The 16,572-nt window shown below is 70.0% G+C and carries 11 protein-coding genes and 2 pseudogenes; 11 read left to right on the top strand and 2 right to left on the bottom strand.

Going from position 1 to position 16,572, the window contains the following annotated elements; translation table 11 throughout:
- The first annotated feature begins 571 nt into the window (after window positions 1-571).
- From ACH4DX_RS34000 to ACH4DX_RS34010, 3 genes are all read left to right on the top strand, one after another.
- A complete protein-coding gene (locus tag ACH4DX_RS34000) occupies window positions 572-2,977 on the top strand; it encodes a Helicase associated domain protein (protein ID WP_398157907.1) in 2,406 nt (801 codons plus the stop codon).
- Window positions 2,977-3,204: a hypothetical protein gene (locus tag ACH4DX_RS34005; protein ID WP_398157908.1), complete on the top strand. Its 228-nt coding sequence runs from the start codon at window positions 2,977-2,979 to the stop codon at window positions 3,202-3,204. The genes ACH4DX_RS34000 and ACH4DX_RS34005 overlap by 1 nt, the downstream gene beginning before the upstream one ends.
- Before the next feature lie 808 nt (window positions 3,205-4,012).
- Complete coding sequence (locus ACH4DX_RS34010) at window positions 4,013-4,915, top strand: hypothetical protein (protein WP_398157909.1); 903 nt, start codon at window positions 4,013-4,015, stop codon at window positions 4,913-4,915.
- A 21-nt stretch (window positions 4,916-4,936) separates the two neighbouring features.
- On the opposite strand, the gene ACH4DX_RS34015 is transcribed toward ACH4DX_RS34010, so the two are convergent.
- The gene (locus ACH4DX_RS34015; RefSeq protein ID WP_398157910.1) at window positions 4,937-5,101 is read right to left on the bottom strand and encodes a hypothetical protein; all 165 of its coding nucleotides are present in this window, start codon (window positions 5,099-5,101) and stop codon (window positions 4,937-4,939) included.
- A 338-nt stretch (window positions 5,102-5,439) separates the two neighbouring features.
- Between ACH4DX_RS34015 and ACH4DX_RS34020 the strand changes: the two genes are divergently transcribed.
- From ACH4DX_RS34020 to ACH4DX_RS34050, 7 genes and pseudogenes are all read left to right on the top strand, one after another.
- Window positions 5,440-6,150 (top strand): TnsA-like heteromeric transposase endonuclease subunit, encoded by a 711-nt coding sequence (locus ACH4DX_RS34020; RefSeq protein WP_398157979.1) that lies wholly within the window; start codon window positions 5,440-5,442, stop codon window positions 6,148-6,150.
- Window positions 6,147-8,396, top strand: coding sequence for a transposase (locus tag ACH4DX_RS34025; RefSeq protein ID WP_398157911.1), 2,250 nt, complete (start codon window positions 6,147-6,149; stop codon window positions 8,394-8,396). Before ACH4DX_RS34020 ends, ACH4DX_RS34025 begins: the two co-directional genes overlap by 4 nt.
- Window positions 8,390-9,418, top strand: coding sequence for a TniB family NTP-binding protein (locus tag ACH4DX_RS34030; RefSeq protein WP_398157912.1), 1,029 nt, complete (start codon window positions 8,390-8,392; stop codon window positions 9,416-9,418). The genes ACH4DX_RS34025 and ACH4DX_RS34030 overlap by 7 nt, the downstream gene beginning before the upstream one ends.
- A gap of 135 nt (window positions 9,419-9,553) precedes the next feature.
- Window positions 9,554-12,745: a helicase associated domain-containing protein gene (locus tag ACH4DX_RS34035; RefSeq protein ID WP_398157913.1), complete on the top strand. Its 3,192-nt coding sequence runs from the start codon at window positions 9,554-9,556 to the stop codon at window positions 12,743-12,745.
- A gap of 45 nt (window positions 12,746-12,790) precedes the next feature.
- Window positions 12,791-13,021 (top strand): hypothetical protein, encoded by a 231-nt coding sequence (locus ACH4DX_RS34040; RefSeq protein ID WP_398157914.1) that lies wholly within the window; start codon window positions 12,791-12,793, stop codon window positions 13,019-13,021.
- On the top strand, window positions 13,018-13,995 hold the full coding sequence (locus ACH4DX_RS34045; RefSeq protein ID WP_398157915.1) for a hypothetical protein: 978 nt from the start codon (window positions 13,018-13,020) through the stop codon (window positions 13,993-13,995). Before ACH4DX_RS34040 ends, ACH4DX_RS34045 begins: the two co-directional genes overlap by 4 nt.
- A 200-nt stretch (window positions 13,996-14,195) precedes the next feature.
- Window positions 14,196-14,915: pseudogene (locus tag ACH4DX_RS34050) on the top strand (helicase associated domain-containing protein); the annotation flags it as partial.
- A gap of 107 nt (window positions 14,916-15,022) precedes the next feature.
- Here the strand turns inward: ACH4DX_RS34050 and ACH4DX_RS34055 are convergent.
- Window positions 15,023-15,439 (bottom strand): hypothetical protein, encoded by a 417-nt coding sequence (locus tag ACH4DX_RS34055; RefSeq protein WP_398157916.1) that lies wholly within the window; start codon window positions 15,437-15,439, stop codon window positions 15,023-15,025.
- Window positions 15,440-16,087: 648 nt separating this feature from the next.
- Between ACH4DX_RS34055 and ACH4DX_RS34060 the strand changes: the two are divergent.
- Window positions 16,088-16,572, top strand: a pseudogene (locus ACH4DX_RS34060) (hypothetical protein); the annotation flags it as partial.

Genomic DNA, 16,572 nt, shown 5'->3' on the forward strand with positions numbered 1-16,572 from the left:
CCCGCGGAGCGGGATATGCCCCCGGCAAGCCGGGGGCATAGAGTGCGAATTGCGCAAGCGCAATTCGGCTTCCGGCGCAAGCGCCGGAATAGAATTCCGCAAGCGGAATTCAAAAGGCAGGGAAATTCGCGCAAGCGCGAATTGTGGGCACCCGCGCAAGCGCGGGTGCCCAGACTGGCTGCAAGGGGAGGAGTATCACGCTCGCGCCTGTGTAGGGCTTGGGAATCTCAGCTAGCACCCCCGTAATGGAAGTGACGGACCATCGGCCTGACGGAGCGCCAGCCCATCGCAGTGACGGGCTCCGCTGCGCTCCACCCGAACCCCTCCCCCACCCTCGAAACCGCCCCGACATGTTCCCCGATACCTCGCCAGCATACACCATAACTCAAGGCATCGGGGCGAGATTCGGCCATGTATAACCCCGGGGCGGGAACATAGTGCGGGGGTGACGCATCACGGGGCTTGGCTGTGTAGAGTCTGGGAACAGACACCACATCCCCCGGCCGCCCTCACCACGCCGGATTTTCATTTCAGATTGCGCGCCACATTCCGCGAAAAGGAGAACACGGGAATGGTCGTGAAACTGCGTGACCATCAGATCGAGGCCGTTGCCGCCATTGTGCGCGACCTTGATATCCCGCCGGGTGGTATTCCCTGGAGCGGTCTGCGCGGGCAGGTGCACGCCGCGTGTGGGACGGGAAAGACCATCATCGCGGCGGCGTCGGCAAAGCGTCTTGTGCCCAAGGGTCGCATTCTCGTGCTGGTGCCGACGCTGGATCTTCTGACCCAGACTGTCCAGGCGTGGCGCGCGGCTGGGCACACGGGGCCGGCGGTTGCGGTGTGCTCGCTCCAGGACGACCCGGAGCTGTGGAACCTGAAGGTGCGCTCCACCACGAACCCCGTGCAGCTGGCTCTGTGGCACGGCCAGGGGCCCATCACCATCTTCGGGACGTACGCCAGCCTCGGTGTCCTGGCGGAGGCCTTCGAGGGCGTCTACGGGCAGCAGTTGGCCCCGATGGACCTCACGGTGGTCGATGAGGCCCACAGGACTTCCGGCTCGATGGGTAAGGCGTGGGCCGACGTCCACAACCAGACCGTCATCCCCTCGCACCGCCGGCTGTACCTGACGGCGACGCCGCGGATCTGGGAGGAGCGGCTGAACCGGGAGGTCGCGGAGGGGGTGCGTGACCCGCTGCCGCGTGAGATGGCGGCCTCCATGGATGACGAGAAGGTCTTCGGGCCTGTCCTGTACAAGCTCTCGCTCGCGTCGGCCGTGTCACGCGGGTTGCTGGCGCGATATCAGATCATCGTGCTGGAGCTCCAGGACCCGGTCGTCACGCCCGAGCGGCTGATGGGCGAGGAGCGGCACACCGAAGAGGTCCGCGGGCAGCGCCTGGGGGCGCTCCAGGCCGCGCTCCTGCACACGATGGCGCAGCACGGGCTTCAGACCTGCATCACCTTCCACCACCGGACGATAGAGGCTCAGGCGTACGCGGACGGCCTTCAGCGCGTGTCGGCCAAGCTGCACGCCAACGAGCCCGAGAAGTACCCGGCGAAGATCTGGGCGGACTGGCTGTGCGGCGAGCACGTCCCCGAGCGCCGGCGGGAGGTCCTGAGCGGCTTCGGGGCCACTGCGCGGCGGGCCGTGCTCTCGAACTGCCGCGTCCTGGGCGAGGGCGTCGACATCCGCGCCGTGGACAGCGTGGCCCTGCTGGACCCCAAGGGAGCTCCCCACGACATCGTCCAGGCCATCGGCCGGGCGCTGCGTCAGAAGCCGGGGCAAGGAAAGCTCGCCTCTTTGATCGTGCCGGTATTTCTCCAGCCGGGAGAAAAGCCGGAGGATATGTTCACCTCGGGATCGTATCGCCCCTTGGTAAAGGTATTGGAGGGTCTGCGCGCTCACGACGAAGAGGCCGTCGAATTGCTCGCGATCCCGCAGGAGCCTCAGAAAGACGTCGCGCAGCCGTCCGTGAACATCGGTGTCGCACCAGACGAGGGCGAGGAGGAATCCCGCTTGCTGCTCCGTTTTGCCGCCCCCAGGGATCCGGTGATGGTCGCGGACTGGGTTTCCTTCAACGTGATCGACACCGAACGACAGGACTGGGCGCGCGGCTGGGCGAAACTGAAGGCGTACGTCGAGCGGGTCGGGAACGCGAGAGTGCCGTACGGACACCGGGAGGGTGCGACACCCCTTGGGCAGTGGGTGGCGGAGCAGCGGCGTGCCTACGCGGCCGGGGAGATGAGCGGGCAGCGCGCGCGGAGGCTGGAGAAGCTCGGCATGGTGTGGTCGGTAGCGGATGAGCGGTTCCAGGAGAACCTGGAAGCCGCCAAGGCGTACTACGACCAGCACTGGACACTCTGCGCGCCCCGCACCGCGACAGCGCTGGACCGGCCCATCGGGCAATGGCTGTCCAACCTCCGCCGCCCGGGTGCGCTGGAGGGCCACCCGGAGTGGAAGGCCGCGCTGGAGGCCGTGGACGAAGACTGGAACCCGCCCTGGCCGGCGGACTGGCAACGTCACTACGCCGCCCTGCGTGAGCTGGTGGCCGACGAAGACGGCCAGGCGGAGGTCCTGCCCGGCTTCACGGTCCACGGCATGGACATCGGGAAGTGGCTGGCCCGGCAGCGCAAGCCCGAGGTGTGGGAGGTCCTGACGAATGGGCAGCTCGAGCGCCTGGAGCAGCTCGGCATCGTGCCGCTCGCCCCGGCCCCGGAGCTGGAAGCGTCCGCGAAGCCGTCCACGACGCCGCTGAGCACCTTCGAGCGGGGCATCGCGGCCCTGGCGCAGTACAAGGCCCGAGAGGGCTCTGTGAAGGTCCCCAGGGCCCACGTCGAGCGGCTGGAGGACGGGACCGAGGTCAAGCTCGGGGTGTTCCTCAGCAACAGCAAGAGCCGCCGCGCCAAGCTGACCGCCGACAAGCTCGCCGCGCTGGCCCGCCTCGGGCTGGAGTGGGCGGCCGAGGAAGGAGCCGCGTGATGGCCGCACACGAGGAAGACCGACGTGTGCAGGAAGCCGTACGGCGGTACGTCCGCACCAGCGCCTTCGCGGAGGCGGAGAAGGTCATCTCGTTTGTGCTGTCCAACCCGCAAGTGCGGCAGGCGAGGGAGCAGGTTGAGGCGGCGGAGGCGCAGCTCGGCATGGAGCTGTGCGCCCGTCTCCAGCCGTTCCAGGACCGCTACGACCAAGGCGGTGCGCGACGGTGACGCGGCCCCGGCTTGCCGGGATCTGTCGGGGCAAGCACGGCCGCTGGGGACGAATCTGCGTCCTGGACGACGGACACGAGACCTCGATGGAGGAACCCCACTGGGGCCGCAACAGCGAGGGGCAGCCGATCGCTTGGGTGGGCAGCGCACCCGACGACTGGTGAATGGACCAGGCCGGGCCGCCGCCCTGGGGAGGGAGTCGGCGGCGGCGTAAGGCTGGTGGGCGAGGCCCTGGGCGCTGCGCGCGGCCCGGGGCCTTTCGCTGTCTCAGGGGCCCGCGGCATCGCACTGGAGGGCGTGTAGACCCTGGGATCGTGGGCCGCTCCCCCCGGTGGGCTATGTGGCGGCCAGGAGGGGTGCGGTGAGGCGGTCCAGCCGCTCGTAGAGGGCCTGTACGAGGCGGGCGCGGTTCTGAGCACAGTGTGCGGTGCCCTGCCCGGTTCCGGGCGTGCTCAAGCCGACAGCCGTGTACGCCGATGAAGTAGGGCGCTGGAACAGCGTTACTAGGTAGAGGCAAGGCGTGACAGTCCCCCGTACCCGCTCACAGTGGGCTGCCGCCGTTCGCGCGGCGCTTGAACTCCGGCAACTCGCGGCTGATGACCGACGCGTCACAGCCCGAGCCCGGTACAACACGCTCGTCCGGTTCAGCTGCCTGCGATGCAATCGGCCCGGACAATGCCGAGCCGCTGATCTGATCGACTTCCCACACTGGTTCGGTGACTGGGGCCATCGCGATCCCGGCCAGTGGAAGCGGTCGAGGCGGTCACGGTGCAGCCACTGCCGGGATCACCTCGGGGTCTCGCAGGTCGTGTGGGAGACGAAGAGGGCCGCCGCGTTCCAGGCCCTGCGCGACGCGCAGCTGGAGCCCATCTACTTCCTGTACTCCACCAACGAATCGCACCCGTGCCGCTGCATGCTCTGCGGTCGCGGATACTCGACGCGGATCTGGAACGTGTGGACCAAGGGAGGCCGGGGATGTGCCCACTGCGCACGACGGCTGAGCATGTCCCTGGAGCAGACCGAGGTCTACGTGCTGGTGCACGAAGGAGCCAGGGCGGTCAAAGTCGGCATCAGTCGGCAGCACTTCGCCCGGGGGCACAACCGCGTCCGGGCCCACGAGCGCCGGGGCTGGCGCCTTCACCGCTCCTTGTCCCTGCGCACGGCCCGTCTGGCGTACGACATCGAGCAGGCCGTGATCGACCGGCTCAGGCTGGATCTGTACGTGCCGCCCGCCGATGTCGACATGCCGCAGCACGGCCGTACTGAGACGGCCCCGGCCGCGCTGGTCCCTCCCGACTTGTTGTGGGATCTCGTCTGCGATGAGGCCGGACGCCTGATCACCGAAACCCCGGCCGACCACCGTGATCGACCTCCGCGGCCCGCTCGCGGGCGCAACCACTGGGGCAGGCCGCAGTCGGTGGAGGACGTTCGCTTCGGCCGGCTCGTGCGCGAGCTGCCCGAAGGGGCGCGGTCTACCGAGCGGCACCGTGCAGCACGATCACGCGTCGCGGACCAGCAGCGGGAGGCCGCCTACTCGGTGTGGGGTGAGCACTACGCGCCTTACGGCATCTGGGACGGGGACAGCGCCACGATCGCGGGCTCGCGCTACGCCAAGGAGAACATCGGCCACTACCTGTCGGGAACTGCCCAGACGGCCAGGGAGCGTGAGGCGTACGCAGCGTGGGTGGCGGACAGCAGCACCATGTCCTGAGCGGGGGCTTGTAATGCTGCGTCAGGCAGGAGCGCAGCCGGGCGAGCGGCCCCGGGACTTGCACCCGGCACAAAGTCGCTGGAGTGAGGTGCCGCAGCCGGCCAGCTCGTGGTCGCTGCCTGCGCTGTCGATGCCGTGGGCCAGGCCGAAGTGGTCCGGGGAGCGGGCCTCGGTGGCACCCGACATGAGGTCCTGTCGCCGGGCGCGCGGTCGCCGTCTACCGAGGTCGGCGCGGCGGGGTGAAAGTGCAGAACTCTGCACTGACACCGCTGCTCCCACCCGGCACCCTGGGTGCCCCGCGCGGCCCAACAACCTGCGGTTGCGCCGATGTTGCGGTTACCGGTCGGTTCTCCTGCGCGGCAGGTCAGGCATGGCGTTGTGTGGAGTACGTGATCACCGACAGCGGCCAGGAGGCCGCATCGTTCGCGGTACCCGGGGCCGGGTGCCGCATCCCCGAGCCGCACAGCACGGGTGGTGCTGTGCGACGCGAAGGCGCTCCAGCCGTAGACGCCAGCCTGATCGATGTGCGCTTTCGAGACCCTCGGGGGTGCTCGCGTCAGGTCCCGTGGCTTGAGGCTGCGCAGGACGTCTCCCTCGAGGACTCTCCTGCGGTACGGCCTTTCCCTATCCGGCACGGGCGGCGTGTGGCTCCGGGCTGGTGGTGGTCGTCGACGACCGGGCGGCTGGTGGCGTACGGGTCCGGTGTCATGCGGACCAAGCTGATGCTGCTGGACCGGGATCCGGCGGTGGTGGCGCTGGCCTGCCGGCCGGTGGAACTGGTGTGGCGTGAGGAAAGCAGGGTCGTCGGTCATGCGCCGCAGTTGATGGCCAGGCTTCAGGACGGCAGCGGCCTGTTGCTCGACTGCGCGGGACGCAGCGGGCCTTCTGCCCGGCTGGTGGAGCGGGCACGGGTTGTGGCGGCTGCCGCCGAGGCAGCGGGCTGGTCCTACCGGCTCGCGGGGCCGCCGGATCCGGTGCTGGTGGCCAACGTGCGGTGGCTGGCGGGTTACCGGCATCCCCGGTACGCCGCAGGGCCGTGGACGCCGGCTCTGGTGGAGGCGTTCGCCGGTCCTCGGCCGGCGGTGGAGGCGGTGTGTGAGCTGGGGGATCCGATCGCCGTGTGGCCTGCGGTCTTTCACGCGTTGTGGAGCGGTGTGCTGCGGGTGCGGCTGGACGAACCGCTGCACGAGCGTGCCGTCGTCTGCCTCGCACGGCAGGAGGCCGAAGCGGCGTGACGCAGGCGGTTGTCGGAGTCGGGGCGCGCCTTCGCTACGACGGACGGACATGGACGCTCGCCATGCTGGAAGGCGCACGGGCCACGCTGGTGAGTGACGAGGGCGCCTCGGCGGTGGTGTTGCTGCCCTACCTGTTCGCCGATCCGTCCTTCGAGGTGGAAGGCGGACCCGCGCCGGGGAGGGTGCCGCCGTTCGGCCTGCTGGAAGCACTGCCGGAACAGGTGCGGGAGCGGGCTCTGGCGTGGCAACGGCATGTGCGGGAGGTGGAGACCGGCTTCCCTGACGCGGTCGGGAAGGGCGCCCCGCGTGAGCCGTTCGATCCGGCGACGCGGAGCCTGGCGCAGCGGGAGCGGGCGAAGGCCGAGGAGTTGACGGCGGCGGGCTGGGCGTCGAGTGCGGCGACGGTGCGCCGGATGCGGGCGCGCTACCGCAGCGAGGGCTTGTGGGGGCTGGTGGACGGCCGGGCGGTGCGGGAGCGATCGGCCGTGGGGCGGGCCGATGAGCGGGTGGTCGCGGCAGTCAGGAAGGTGCTGGAGGAGCAGTGGGAGCAGTCGACGGGCACGCTGGTGCGGCTGCGCCGCCGGGTGGGGTGGCTGCTGGAGGAGGAGTACGGCGCCGGGGTGGTGGCCCTGCCGCCGGCGTCGACGTTCAACCGGCTGGTGCACGCGGTGGCCGACGGGCAGGGCCTTTTGGGGACGGCGGCGCAGCGGCGGTGGCATGCGTCGCGGCCGACACCTCCGTTCACGCCGACGGTGGCACTGCGGCCGGGTGAGCTGGTGATGCTGGACAGCACGCCGCTGGATGTCCTGGTGGTGCTGGACGACGGTGTGACCGGCCGTCTGGAGCTGAGCATCGCGCTGGACGTGGCGACGCGTAGCATCTGCGCCGCGGTGCTGCGGCCAGTGGGCACGACGTCGGTGGACGCGGCGATGCTGCTGGCGCAGATGGTGGTGCCGACGGCGATGCGGCCGGGCTGGGACGCGGCGCTGTCCATGCAGCGGTCCGTCATCCCCTACGAGCGGCTGATCGCATTGGACGCTCGGCTGGAGCAGGCGGCAGCCCGGCCGGTGATCATGCCGGAGACAGTGGTGGTGGACCAGGGCCGGGTGTACATGTCGGCTTCGTTCGTCTCGGCGTGCGAGAGCCTGGGGGTGTCGGTGCAGCCGGTGCCGCCGGCGAACGGCCCGGCGAAGGGGAACGTGGAGCGGACCTTCCGCGCGATTGCCGACGGGTTCAGCCAGTACCTGCCGGGCCACACCGGCTCCGATGTCTCCCAGCGGGGCGCGGCCGCGGAGCAGGATGCCTGCTGGAGCCTGGCGCAGCTTCAGGAACTGCTGGACGAGTGGGTCATCTGCGGGTGGCAGGAGCGCCGGCACGAGGCGCTGCGGCACCCGATGATGCCGAAGGTTGCCGTCTGTCCGAACGAGATGTGGGCGGCTTTGGTGGCGGTGACGGGGCATGTACCGGTGCCCTTGTCCGCCGACGATTACGTCGAGCTGCTGCCTGTGCGGTGGCAGGCCGTCAACGACTACGGCGTCCGCTTCGGCTACCGCACCTACGACCACCCCGGCCTGAACCCCTACCGGCGCCGCCGCTCACTGGGGGCGGACAAGAACGGACGGTGGGAGGTCCACCACAACCCCTACGACCCGAACCGGGTGTGGGTGCGCCTGCCCGAGGGATGGCTAGAGGTGCCGTGGGTCCACGCGGAAGCGGTCAGGCGCCCGTTCACCGCGTTCACCTTCGACCACGTCCGCCGCACCGTCCAGCGCCGCGAGGGCCGTGAAGAGCACGAGGCCGCGATCGCCCAGGCACTCGATGAGCTGCTGCGCCGTGCCAGCCAGGGACTGGGCAGCAGGCGAGAGCGGACGGTAGCCGCCCGAGCCCAGGCGGCCGCGCAGATGACCGATCCATCCACCGCCACCGCCCCGCAGCAGTGGCCTGCGCCTCTCGCACCGGGGGCCTCGTTCGGGCTGCCCGGTTCCTTCACCGTCCCGCTCGAGGATGCCGACGGCTGGGGCTCCGACGACAGCCTGGACAACCTCGAGGACGGCCCGGACCGCGAGGACTACCTTCTCGCCGCCCTCTCCGACGGCCAGGACGCCGCGGCGGACCATGCGGATGAGGCCGAAGCATCCCTGCCGTCGGCCGAAACGGCCCGGGACCAGGCCGCTGAGCACACGCCGACCGCCGGGGCGGGCGGCATGCGCATCTACGACCCGTACCAGGAGGCCCAAGCATGGTGACAGCGGCCCAGCCCGCCACCACGAGCACGTTCAGTCCGCTGACCACGTGGGACGGATGGCAGCAGTTCGTCGACACCCCCCACACACCGGCACGGAACGCCGGCGACCAGGAATGGCCACTGGAGCAGCGCGAGGACTACCACGCACGGTTCGTGGTGCTGAAAACCCCCGCCATGGACACCATCTCCACCGCGGTACGCCGCCTGCTGCTGCTCAACCGCGGCCAGCAGGGCGGAGCCAGACGCGGCCTGATCATCTCCGGGCCCGCCACCACCGGGAAGACCACCGCCATGCAGCAACTCGGGCGCACCGTCGAACTCGCCGACCGGCGCCGCCACCCCAACCAGGACGGGCGTCTGCCCGTGCTGTTCATCACCGTGCCGCCGTCCTCCACCCCGAAGATGCTCATCAGCGAGTTCGCCCGCTTCCTCGGCCTGCCCGCCCTGGAGAGGATGAACCAGATCCAGATCACCAACGCCGTGTGCGAGCTGCTGTGCGAACTGAGCACCCAGCTCGTCCTGGTCGACGACGTACACCTGATGGACACCCGCAGCCGGGCCGGCGCCGAGACCTCCGACCAGCTGAAATACCTCGGCGAACGGATCCCGGCAACCTTCGTCTACTCCGGCATCGACGTCGAATCCTCCCCCCTGCTGACCGGCGTACGCGGCTCCCAGCTCGCCGGCCGCTTCAAAATCGTGCGCAACCAGCCCCTGCGCTACGGCAGCGCCGCGGACCAGCAGATCTGGCACGACCTGGTGCACGGCATGGACAGCGCCCTGCGGCTGCGCCACCACCGGCCCGGCACCCTCCTCACCCACGCCGCCTACCTCCACGCCCGCACCGGCGGCCGCATGGGCAGCCTCTCCCACCTCATCCGCGAAGCCGCCCTCGTGTCCCTCCTGGACGGCACCGAGAAGATCACCAAGAAGCTACTCGAGCAGATCGAGCTCGACACCGCAGCCGAACAACGGGCCCGGAAACCACACCGCCACCGGACGCCCTCACAACGCCAGCCCTGACCGGCGGCGTCCATCTCAACCGTCCGTCCCGCTCCCCCGTTCGGCCACTGCTCGGATGCCGGTACATCCGAACCCTCCAGGAACGACCTCTGCCCCCTCATGTACGACTCTCTTCCGCCACAACCGCCGCCGCTTATGGCTGCGGCACGACCGGGGCCGGTACGGCTCGCACCGCTGCGGGGTGAGACGAACCTGTCGTACCTGGACCGCCTGGCCGACCGCTACCGGCTCGGCGTCAGAGACCTCATCCCCGCGCTCCTCCAGGTCGGCGGAGGCCTGTTCAAGGGCTACCGGACGGACGGCGAGGTGTACCTCAACGCCGAAGCCCGCGCCCGTATCTCCGTGTTCAGCCGTGTCCCCGAAGAGATCCTTGGGCAGGCCCTGCCCGCCTGGACCGCCCAGGAACCCCTCTCGCCAGACGGGGTGGGTGCAGCCGGGAGGTTCCGCTTCGGGGCCGTGGTGCCGGCCGCGGGGGAAGGCTGCCGGCCGTGCACTGCCGCACGCACCGGGCGGGCCAAGCCCGCACGGGTGTACCTGAAACCGCACACCCGGATCTGCCCGCGCCACCGGCGGTGGATGCTCGGCACCCACTGGATCGACGGCGCGCCGGCCGACACCGAACAGGTCGACCTGACGGGACTGCCGGAGATGGTCACGGCGCACCGGCGGCATCTGGATCTGCTGCGCCATCGGCCGGACGCGGCCCGCGCGTTCGAGGTCGCGCATGCCGTGATCGTCTCCTGGTGGGCGCAGCAGTGGCCCGAAGAAGAGCAGTGGCCGCACCGGGTACGCCAACTCACGCCCCAGGGGGCCGATCCCGGCTGGTGGCGGCTGCTGGTCAGGGACGCGGTCACCTACCCGGAGACCGTCGCCCTCACCTCCCTCCTCATCGACGAACGCGCCAGGCAGCGGCTGCTCGCCGACACCGGCGGGCATCTGCCCCACACGCTCGCTCACGTGCCTGGTCTGGTCGGCGAACTGGCGCGGGTCACGGGGCGGCCGTGGCTTGCCGAGCGGGTCGCCTCGACCTCGGCCGGTCCTTTGCTGCTCTGGGTGCAGCACTGCGCACGGGCCGACGCAGACCCAGCCGGCGCGGACCGGCTGTGGACACTGCACATGGCGCACCGGCCCCGGCCCATCGCCCGCGAACTCACCGCCTACCGCGACGCCGCTCACAACGCCGAGAGGGCAGAGGGCGGGATGCGGCTTCACCTAGGACTTCGGCACAGGTCGGATCAGGCGTTCACCACCGGTCTGGCGCACGCCCGTGCCTACGCCGCCGTCCACGGCCACCTCGCCGCCCCGATCCACAGCCGCTTCAACGGCTTCGCCCTGGGCCGGTGGCTGTCGAATCACCGGAAATTCCCCGCGATGCCGCCCGAACACGTCGCCGCGCTCGAGGCACTGGATCCGTGGTGGCGGCCGCCGTGGACGGTGATGTGGCAGCGCTTCTACTACCAGGCCCGCGACCACACCCGCGCCCACGGGCCCCTGCGCCCCGAACACGGCTTCCCCACCACCAGCTTCGGCCTGGGCGAATGGCTCTACAACCAGTGCACCGGCTACAACGACCTGCACCCCGCACAACAGCGCCTCCTGGCCGACATCGGCCTCACCCATGAGCGCGCCCGGGCCGCCCGGCCCCGCCGCAAGCACATGGCCACCCACTTCCAGAACGCCCTCGCCTGCGCCCGCGCCTACGCCGGCACCCACGGCACGCTGGTGAACGCCACCAGCGACACCGTCCAGGACGGACTGAAGCTGGGACAGTGGCTGTCCAACCAGCGCAGCAAAGACCGCGCCCACCAGCACCGCCACGGCACCCCCTCACCCCGCGCGCTGGCACTGTCCGCGATCGACCCCTGGTGGAACCCGCCCTGGACCCTGGAATGGCAGCGCTCCTGGCACCAGGCACGCACCCACGTCCAAGACGGTCACGTCCTGGACGCCGCGGCCGGGTTCCCCGGCACCAGCAGCGCGCTGGCCACGTGGCTGACCACCCAGTGCGCCCAGTACGACACCCTCCAGCCCGACCAACAGGACCTCCTCGCCCACATCGGGCTGACCGCAGACCGGGCTCGCGGCGCCGCCGCACGGCCCGCCGAGCGCGAGACCGACGTTGCTGTCGGCCTCGGCTACGCGCGCTCCTACCACTCCACACACGGCACCCTCGCCGCCGCGATCAGTACCGTCCACGACGGGTTCGAACTGGGGCGGTGGCTGCGCCGGCAACGCCAGCACGCCCGAACCGCCGCCGACAGGGGCGCGCCTCAGTCTGCTGCGGCGAAGGCGCTGACCGCCGTGGATCCGTGGTGGTGTCCGTCCTGGAGCCTGGCGTGGCAGCGCGCCTGGCAGCACATCCACGACCAGATCAAGGCCGGCCACCGGCTCGACGCCGACCACCACTTCCGCAGCTTCGCCCCCACCCAGCGCACCTGGCTACGCCAGCAGCGCAACCACTACGACGACCTCCACCCCGACCAACAGCGCCTCCTCACCGACATCGGCCTCACCAGCGAAACCGCCCGAACCCGGCCCCTCAACCCCTACGCCGAAACCGCGCTCGCGCACGCCCGCGCCTACGCCGCCGCCCACCACACCCTGGCCGTGGCCTACTCCACCATCCACGACGGTTTCCCCCTCGGCCGCTGGCTCAACGACCAACGCCAACAAGCCCGACGCGACACCACCACAAACGCCCGCCACCATGCCCTCACCACGATCGACCCGTGGTGGAACCCACCCTGGGACCTGGCGTGGCAGCGCGCCTACACCCGCGCCCGCACCACACAGAGCCGCCCCACCGGCTTGCCGGCCGACGTACGAAGCTGGATCAGAGCACAACACGCCGCCTGGGATCGTCTACGCCCCGAGCAGCAGAAACTCCTGACCGAGCTGGGAATCGCACCCGGCACCGCGGACGCCGCCGGCCAGCGACGCCGAACCAGCCGTGTCTACCCCCTCAGCCCCGGCCTCGCCCACGCCCGCACCTACGCCGCCCTCCACGGCCACCTTTCCCCCAGCGCAGACACCCACCACGACGGCTTCCCCCTCGGCAGGTGGCTGGTACAAACACGCCGCAAAGCCCGACAAGGACTCCTGGCCCCCACCACCACCCATGTCCTCGAAAACCTCAACCCCTGGTGGAACCCACCCTGGCCCCACACCTGGCAACGCACCTACCAGCAAATCAAGCTCGCCGACCACACAGGCCAGGACCACTCCCCCAACCTGAAGCGATGGACCGACACACAACGCACCCGCTGGACCACCCTCCACCCCCAGCAACAACACCTCCTCACCACCATCGGCATCGTTCCCGTATGAACTGACAACATCACCGCTGTCAGACCCATACGGAACAATCCCGCCATGGGCGAATCCCTCACGACACAGTTCCTCAGCGCGGACCTCGATACGGCCTGCCCCGCCTGCGGTTACCTGATGTGGGTCCGCTACTCAGAGGTCGCAGCCCAGACCGCCGTGACCTGCCCCTGCTGCTACACCCGCATCTGGCTGATCGACGAGACCGGCAGCGCACAGAACGCAGGCGACGCCATCCAGCAGCAGATCACACAAGCTCTGAAAGGCCTCTTCCGGTGAAATACCAGCAGCGCCTCCAGGTCGCCGTACGCGAACGCCTACGCAAACTCATGACCGCTCCCTACATCAGTGCCGGCCACGAAGTCCATCTCGCCGTCACCTGGATCAACAGCCAACCCGCCCTTCGAGGCATCCTCGAAGAGGCGTCCCGAGCAGAGCCAGGCGTCGACCGAGACCGGTTCCGTACCGGGCTTACCGGCAACGCCCCGTTCATCTGGCCCAGCAGGACCGAAGAAGGGCGCGCGACACTCATCTGGGACCTGATGCAGGCCATAGCAAAAGCAGACGCAGACGACCCATCCGCCGGGTGGCGGACAGCGAGCGCGTACAGCAGCGAAAGACGCCACCAGGACAGCTGGCGGGAGTTCGCCGAGGATGTCCTGCAGCCTCTGTTCGACTTCCTCAGTGAACGCGTCGGTGCCGAGAGCAGCATCCTGCACACCCTCGAGCGCTACCGCACACGCATCGAATGGTTCGACCGCGAGGAGCTATACACGCGCTTCACCGCCGACACCGCCAACGGCGAAGAGGTCTACAACCTCGACCTGCAGCGCTTCCTCTTCCTCGAAGGCGACCACATCACCCACGCCAAACCGCGCTCAGCCTCCGGCGAAGCCGACCTCGTCGGGGACCTACACGGTCGTGACCCCCTGGTCTGCGACGGCAAGATCTTCGACGGAAAGAGCCGCGCCAAGAGCTACCTCGTCAAAGGCGTGCACCAGATCATCAAGTACGCCCACGACTACGGGCAGCACACCGCCTACCTCGTCATCTACAACATCACCGACAAACTCCTCGAGCTGCCCACCGACGGCACCCCCGGCGCATGGCCCCCATACACCGAACTATCCGGTGTCCGCGTCCACTTCATCCACGCCCGCGTCGCGCCACCCGCCACCACCGCCAGCAAAGCCGGCAAAGCCACCCGCGTCACCCTCACCCGAGACGACCTCACCAACCCCGACACCACCTGAGCCGTCCCATCAAGTAGCAGCTCACTGAAACTGCACGCCGCTCAATCAACCTGCGCACCCACGTACGCAACAGGCCAGGAGGACACCGACCCGCCCAGCCCCACAATCCGAGCACCCCAGGCACACGAACATCACCCATAAGAACTGAGAAACCCCAGCTCACAGCCACAGCAACAACTCAGAAAAACTAGGCGACGACACGGGCGCGGCGCCTGGAGCAGCTCGGCATGGTCTGGTCGGTGGCGGATGAGCGGTTCCAGGAGAATCTGGAGGCTGCCCGCGCGTACTACGACGAGCACTGGACGCTGTGCGCGCCGCGGTCCGCCGTGGCCCTGTCCAGGCCGGTAGGGCAGTGGTTGAGCAATTTGCGCCGCCCCGGCGCCCTCGAGGGCAAGCCGGAGTGGGAGCAGGCGCTGCGCGAGGTGGATGAGGACTGGAATCCGGGGTGGTCGGCGGAGTGGCAGCGGCACTTCGCCGCGGCGCGCGAGATGCTCGTGGAGGAGAGCGTGCTGGCGTATGTGGAGCCGGGTGTCACCGTGCACGGCATGGACATCGGACGATGGCTGGCCCGGCAGCGGAAGCCCGAGGCGTGGGAGGCCCTGGCCGACGGGCAGCGCGAGCGCCTGGAGGCCCTCGGCGTCACCCCACCCGCCGCTTCGGCCCCGGCGGAGCAGGCTGCGCCGACGGAGCCGTCCACGGCGCCCGTGAGCGCCTTCGAGAGGGGCGTTGCGGCCCTGGCGCAGTACAAGGCCCGCACGGGCTCTGTGACGGTCCCCAGGGCCCACGTAGAGGCGTTGCCGGACGGGACAAAGGTCCGGCTCGGGGTATTCCTCAGCAACAGCAAGAGCCGCCGGACCAAGCTGACCGCCAACAAACTCGCCGCACTCGCCGCACTCGGATTGGACTGGGCGGCAGCCTGACCTGCTGGCGGGTCCCGGGGCACTGTGCGGCCGAAGTCGGGAGCGGTGTGGAAGTGCCGGGGGTGAGCCCGGCCGGGGGCCGGGCTCACCCTTGCTCCTGCTCCTTGTCAGGGAATGAGGATATGGAAGGCCTGGTTCTTGGCCGTGCCATCGGCGGCCGTGGTCACCAGCACCTTCTGGCTGCCCGCGCCGCCGCACTTGTTGGCCTCGGGCGTCACGTAGATCTCGCTCTTCCAGTCCGCGGCGCCCTGCAAGGTGGCGACCGGCACAGAGCGCTTCACATCGACATCCGCGTCGAGGGCGACGCAGTAGCGCCCGGTGTCCACGCGGCTGACGGACGCGACGGTGTCCGTCTTCTTCGTCGCGGTGCCGTCGGCCTTCACGGCAGCAGCGGCCTGTGCGTAGGGGGCCTTCACCGTGGGCGTGGGGTCGGCGGCGATGGCGACCCCGGCGACCGTGGCTGAGACGACAGCCACGCCCGCGACTCCGAGGGCGAGGAAACGGGCGGAATTGCTGTTCAGCATGCTGCTCCTTCGCAGGAATCCGTCGCAGCCAACTCGGCTGCATCACGCATGCAAATGGGTGTGGAGCCTGACACGCCAGAGGGGCTGGCGTACGTCCACACCGTCGTGTGGCAGCCCGCCGATAAACCACTCACCCGGGGCGTTTCCGCCGGACGGCCAAGATCAAGACAGGTAACGCCGGGCCAGCTTCCATGCGCAGCCGCCGACGGGGCCGTGACGGACCACCGAGTCACGCGGCGCTGACCCGTCCGTCCAACGGGGCCCCGGGAACGACTGCGTGCGGCCCCCCGGGGGCACGTCGAGTCCGTTGTCGTCGATGGCCAGGAGCACCAGCCCTCGCCCGCCTCTCACCTCTCCCGTTCGACCACATCAACTTCTTCGGCCGCTACGCCTTCTTCCGCCCCCACACCCCCGGCCCGGCGCCCGCTACGGGGCCCGGACGACGACCAAAGCCAGCAAGAGTAGCCGGGACGGAGAACACGGCGCCACCGGGCGGCCGGTACAACCGCCGAAGTCACCCGTTCGGCTGATGCACGCAGTCACGGGCCTTACGGACACGCTTCCGGGAAAGGATCACGGCCATAGCGTGTGCACAGGCGCGCGTCCGGGGAGCGGGGTACGTGCCGCTCTGGCAGAAGGAGACCTTCCATGCATGCTTCCCCGCGCAAGGCCGTGGCCCTGGTCGCCGCCGCGTTCGCCCTGACAGCCGGCGGTGCTGGTGCCGCACACGCGACGCACTCCCACACCCTTCACCCGACAACGGCAGCGCCGACTGCCGTGGCCGACGGCGGCGACCAGCGGCCCCAGGGCAGTGACGGCGACCACCCCGACCGCGGGCGACCCGGCGACGAAGACTGGACCGAAATGACCGGCCACGGCCGCCCCGGCGACGACGGCGACGGGCCCGACGGCGGCGACGGCGGAGACGGCGGCGACGGCGGCAAGGACGGCGGGGGCGGCGACGGCGGCGGCGGGGGCGGCGGCGGCGGGGGCGGCGGCGGCGGGGGCGGTGGCGGCGGCGGGGGCGGCGACGCTGGAGACGGCGGAGACGGCGGAGACGGCGGAGACGGCGGAGACGGCGGAGACGGCGGAGACGGCGGAGACGGCGGAGACGGCGGAGACGGCGGAGACGG

It is taken from the genome of Streptomyces sp. NPDC017940, assembly GCF_044328435.1.
Lineage (GTDB): Bacteria > Actinomycetota > Actinomycetes > Streptomycetales > Streptomycetaceae > Streptomyces.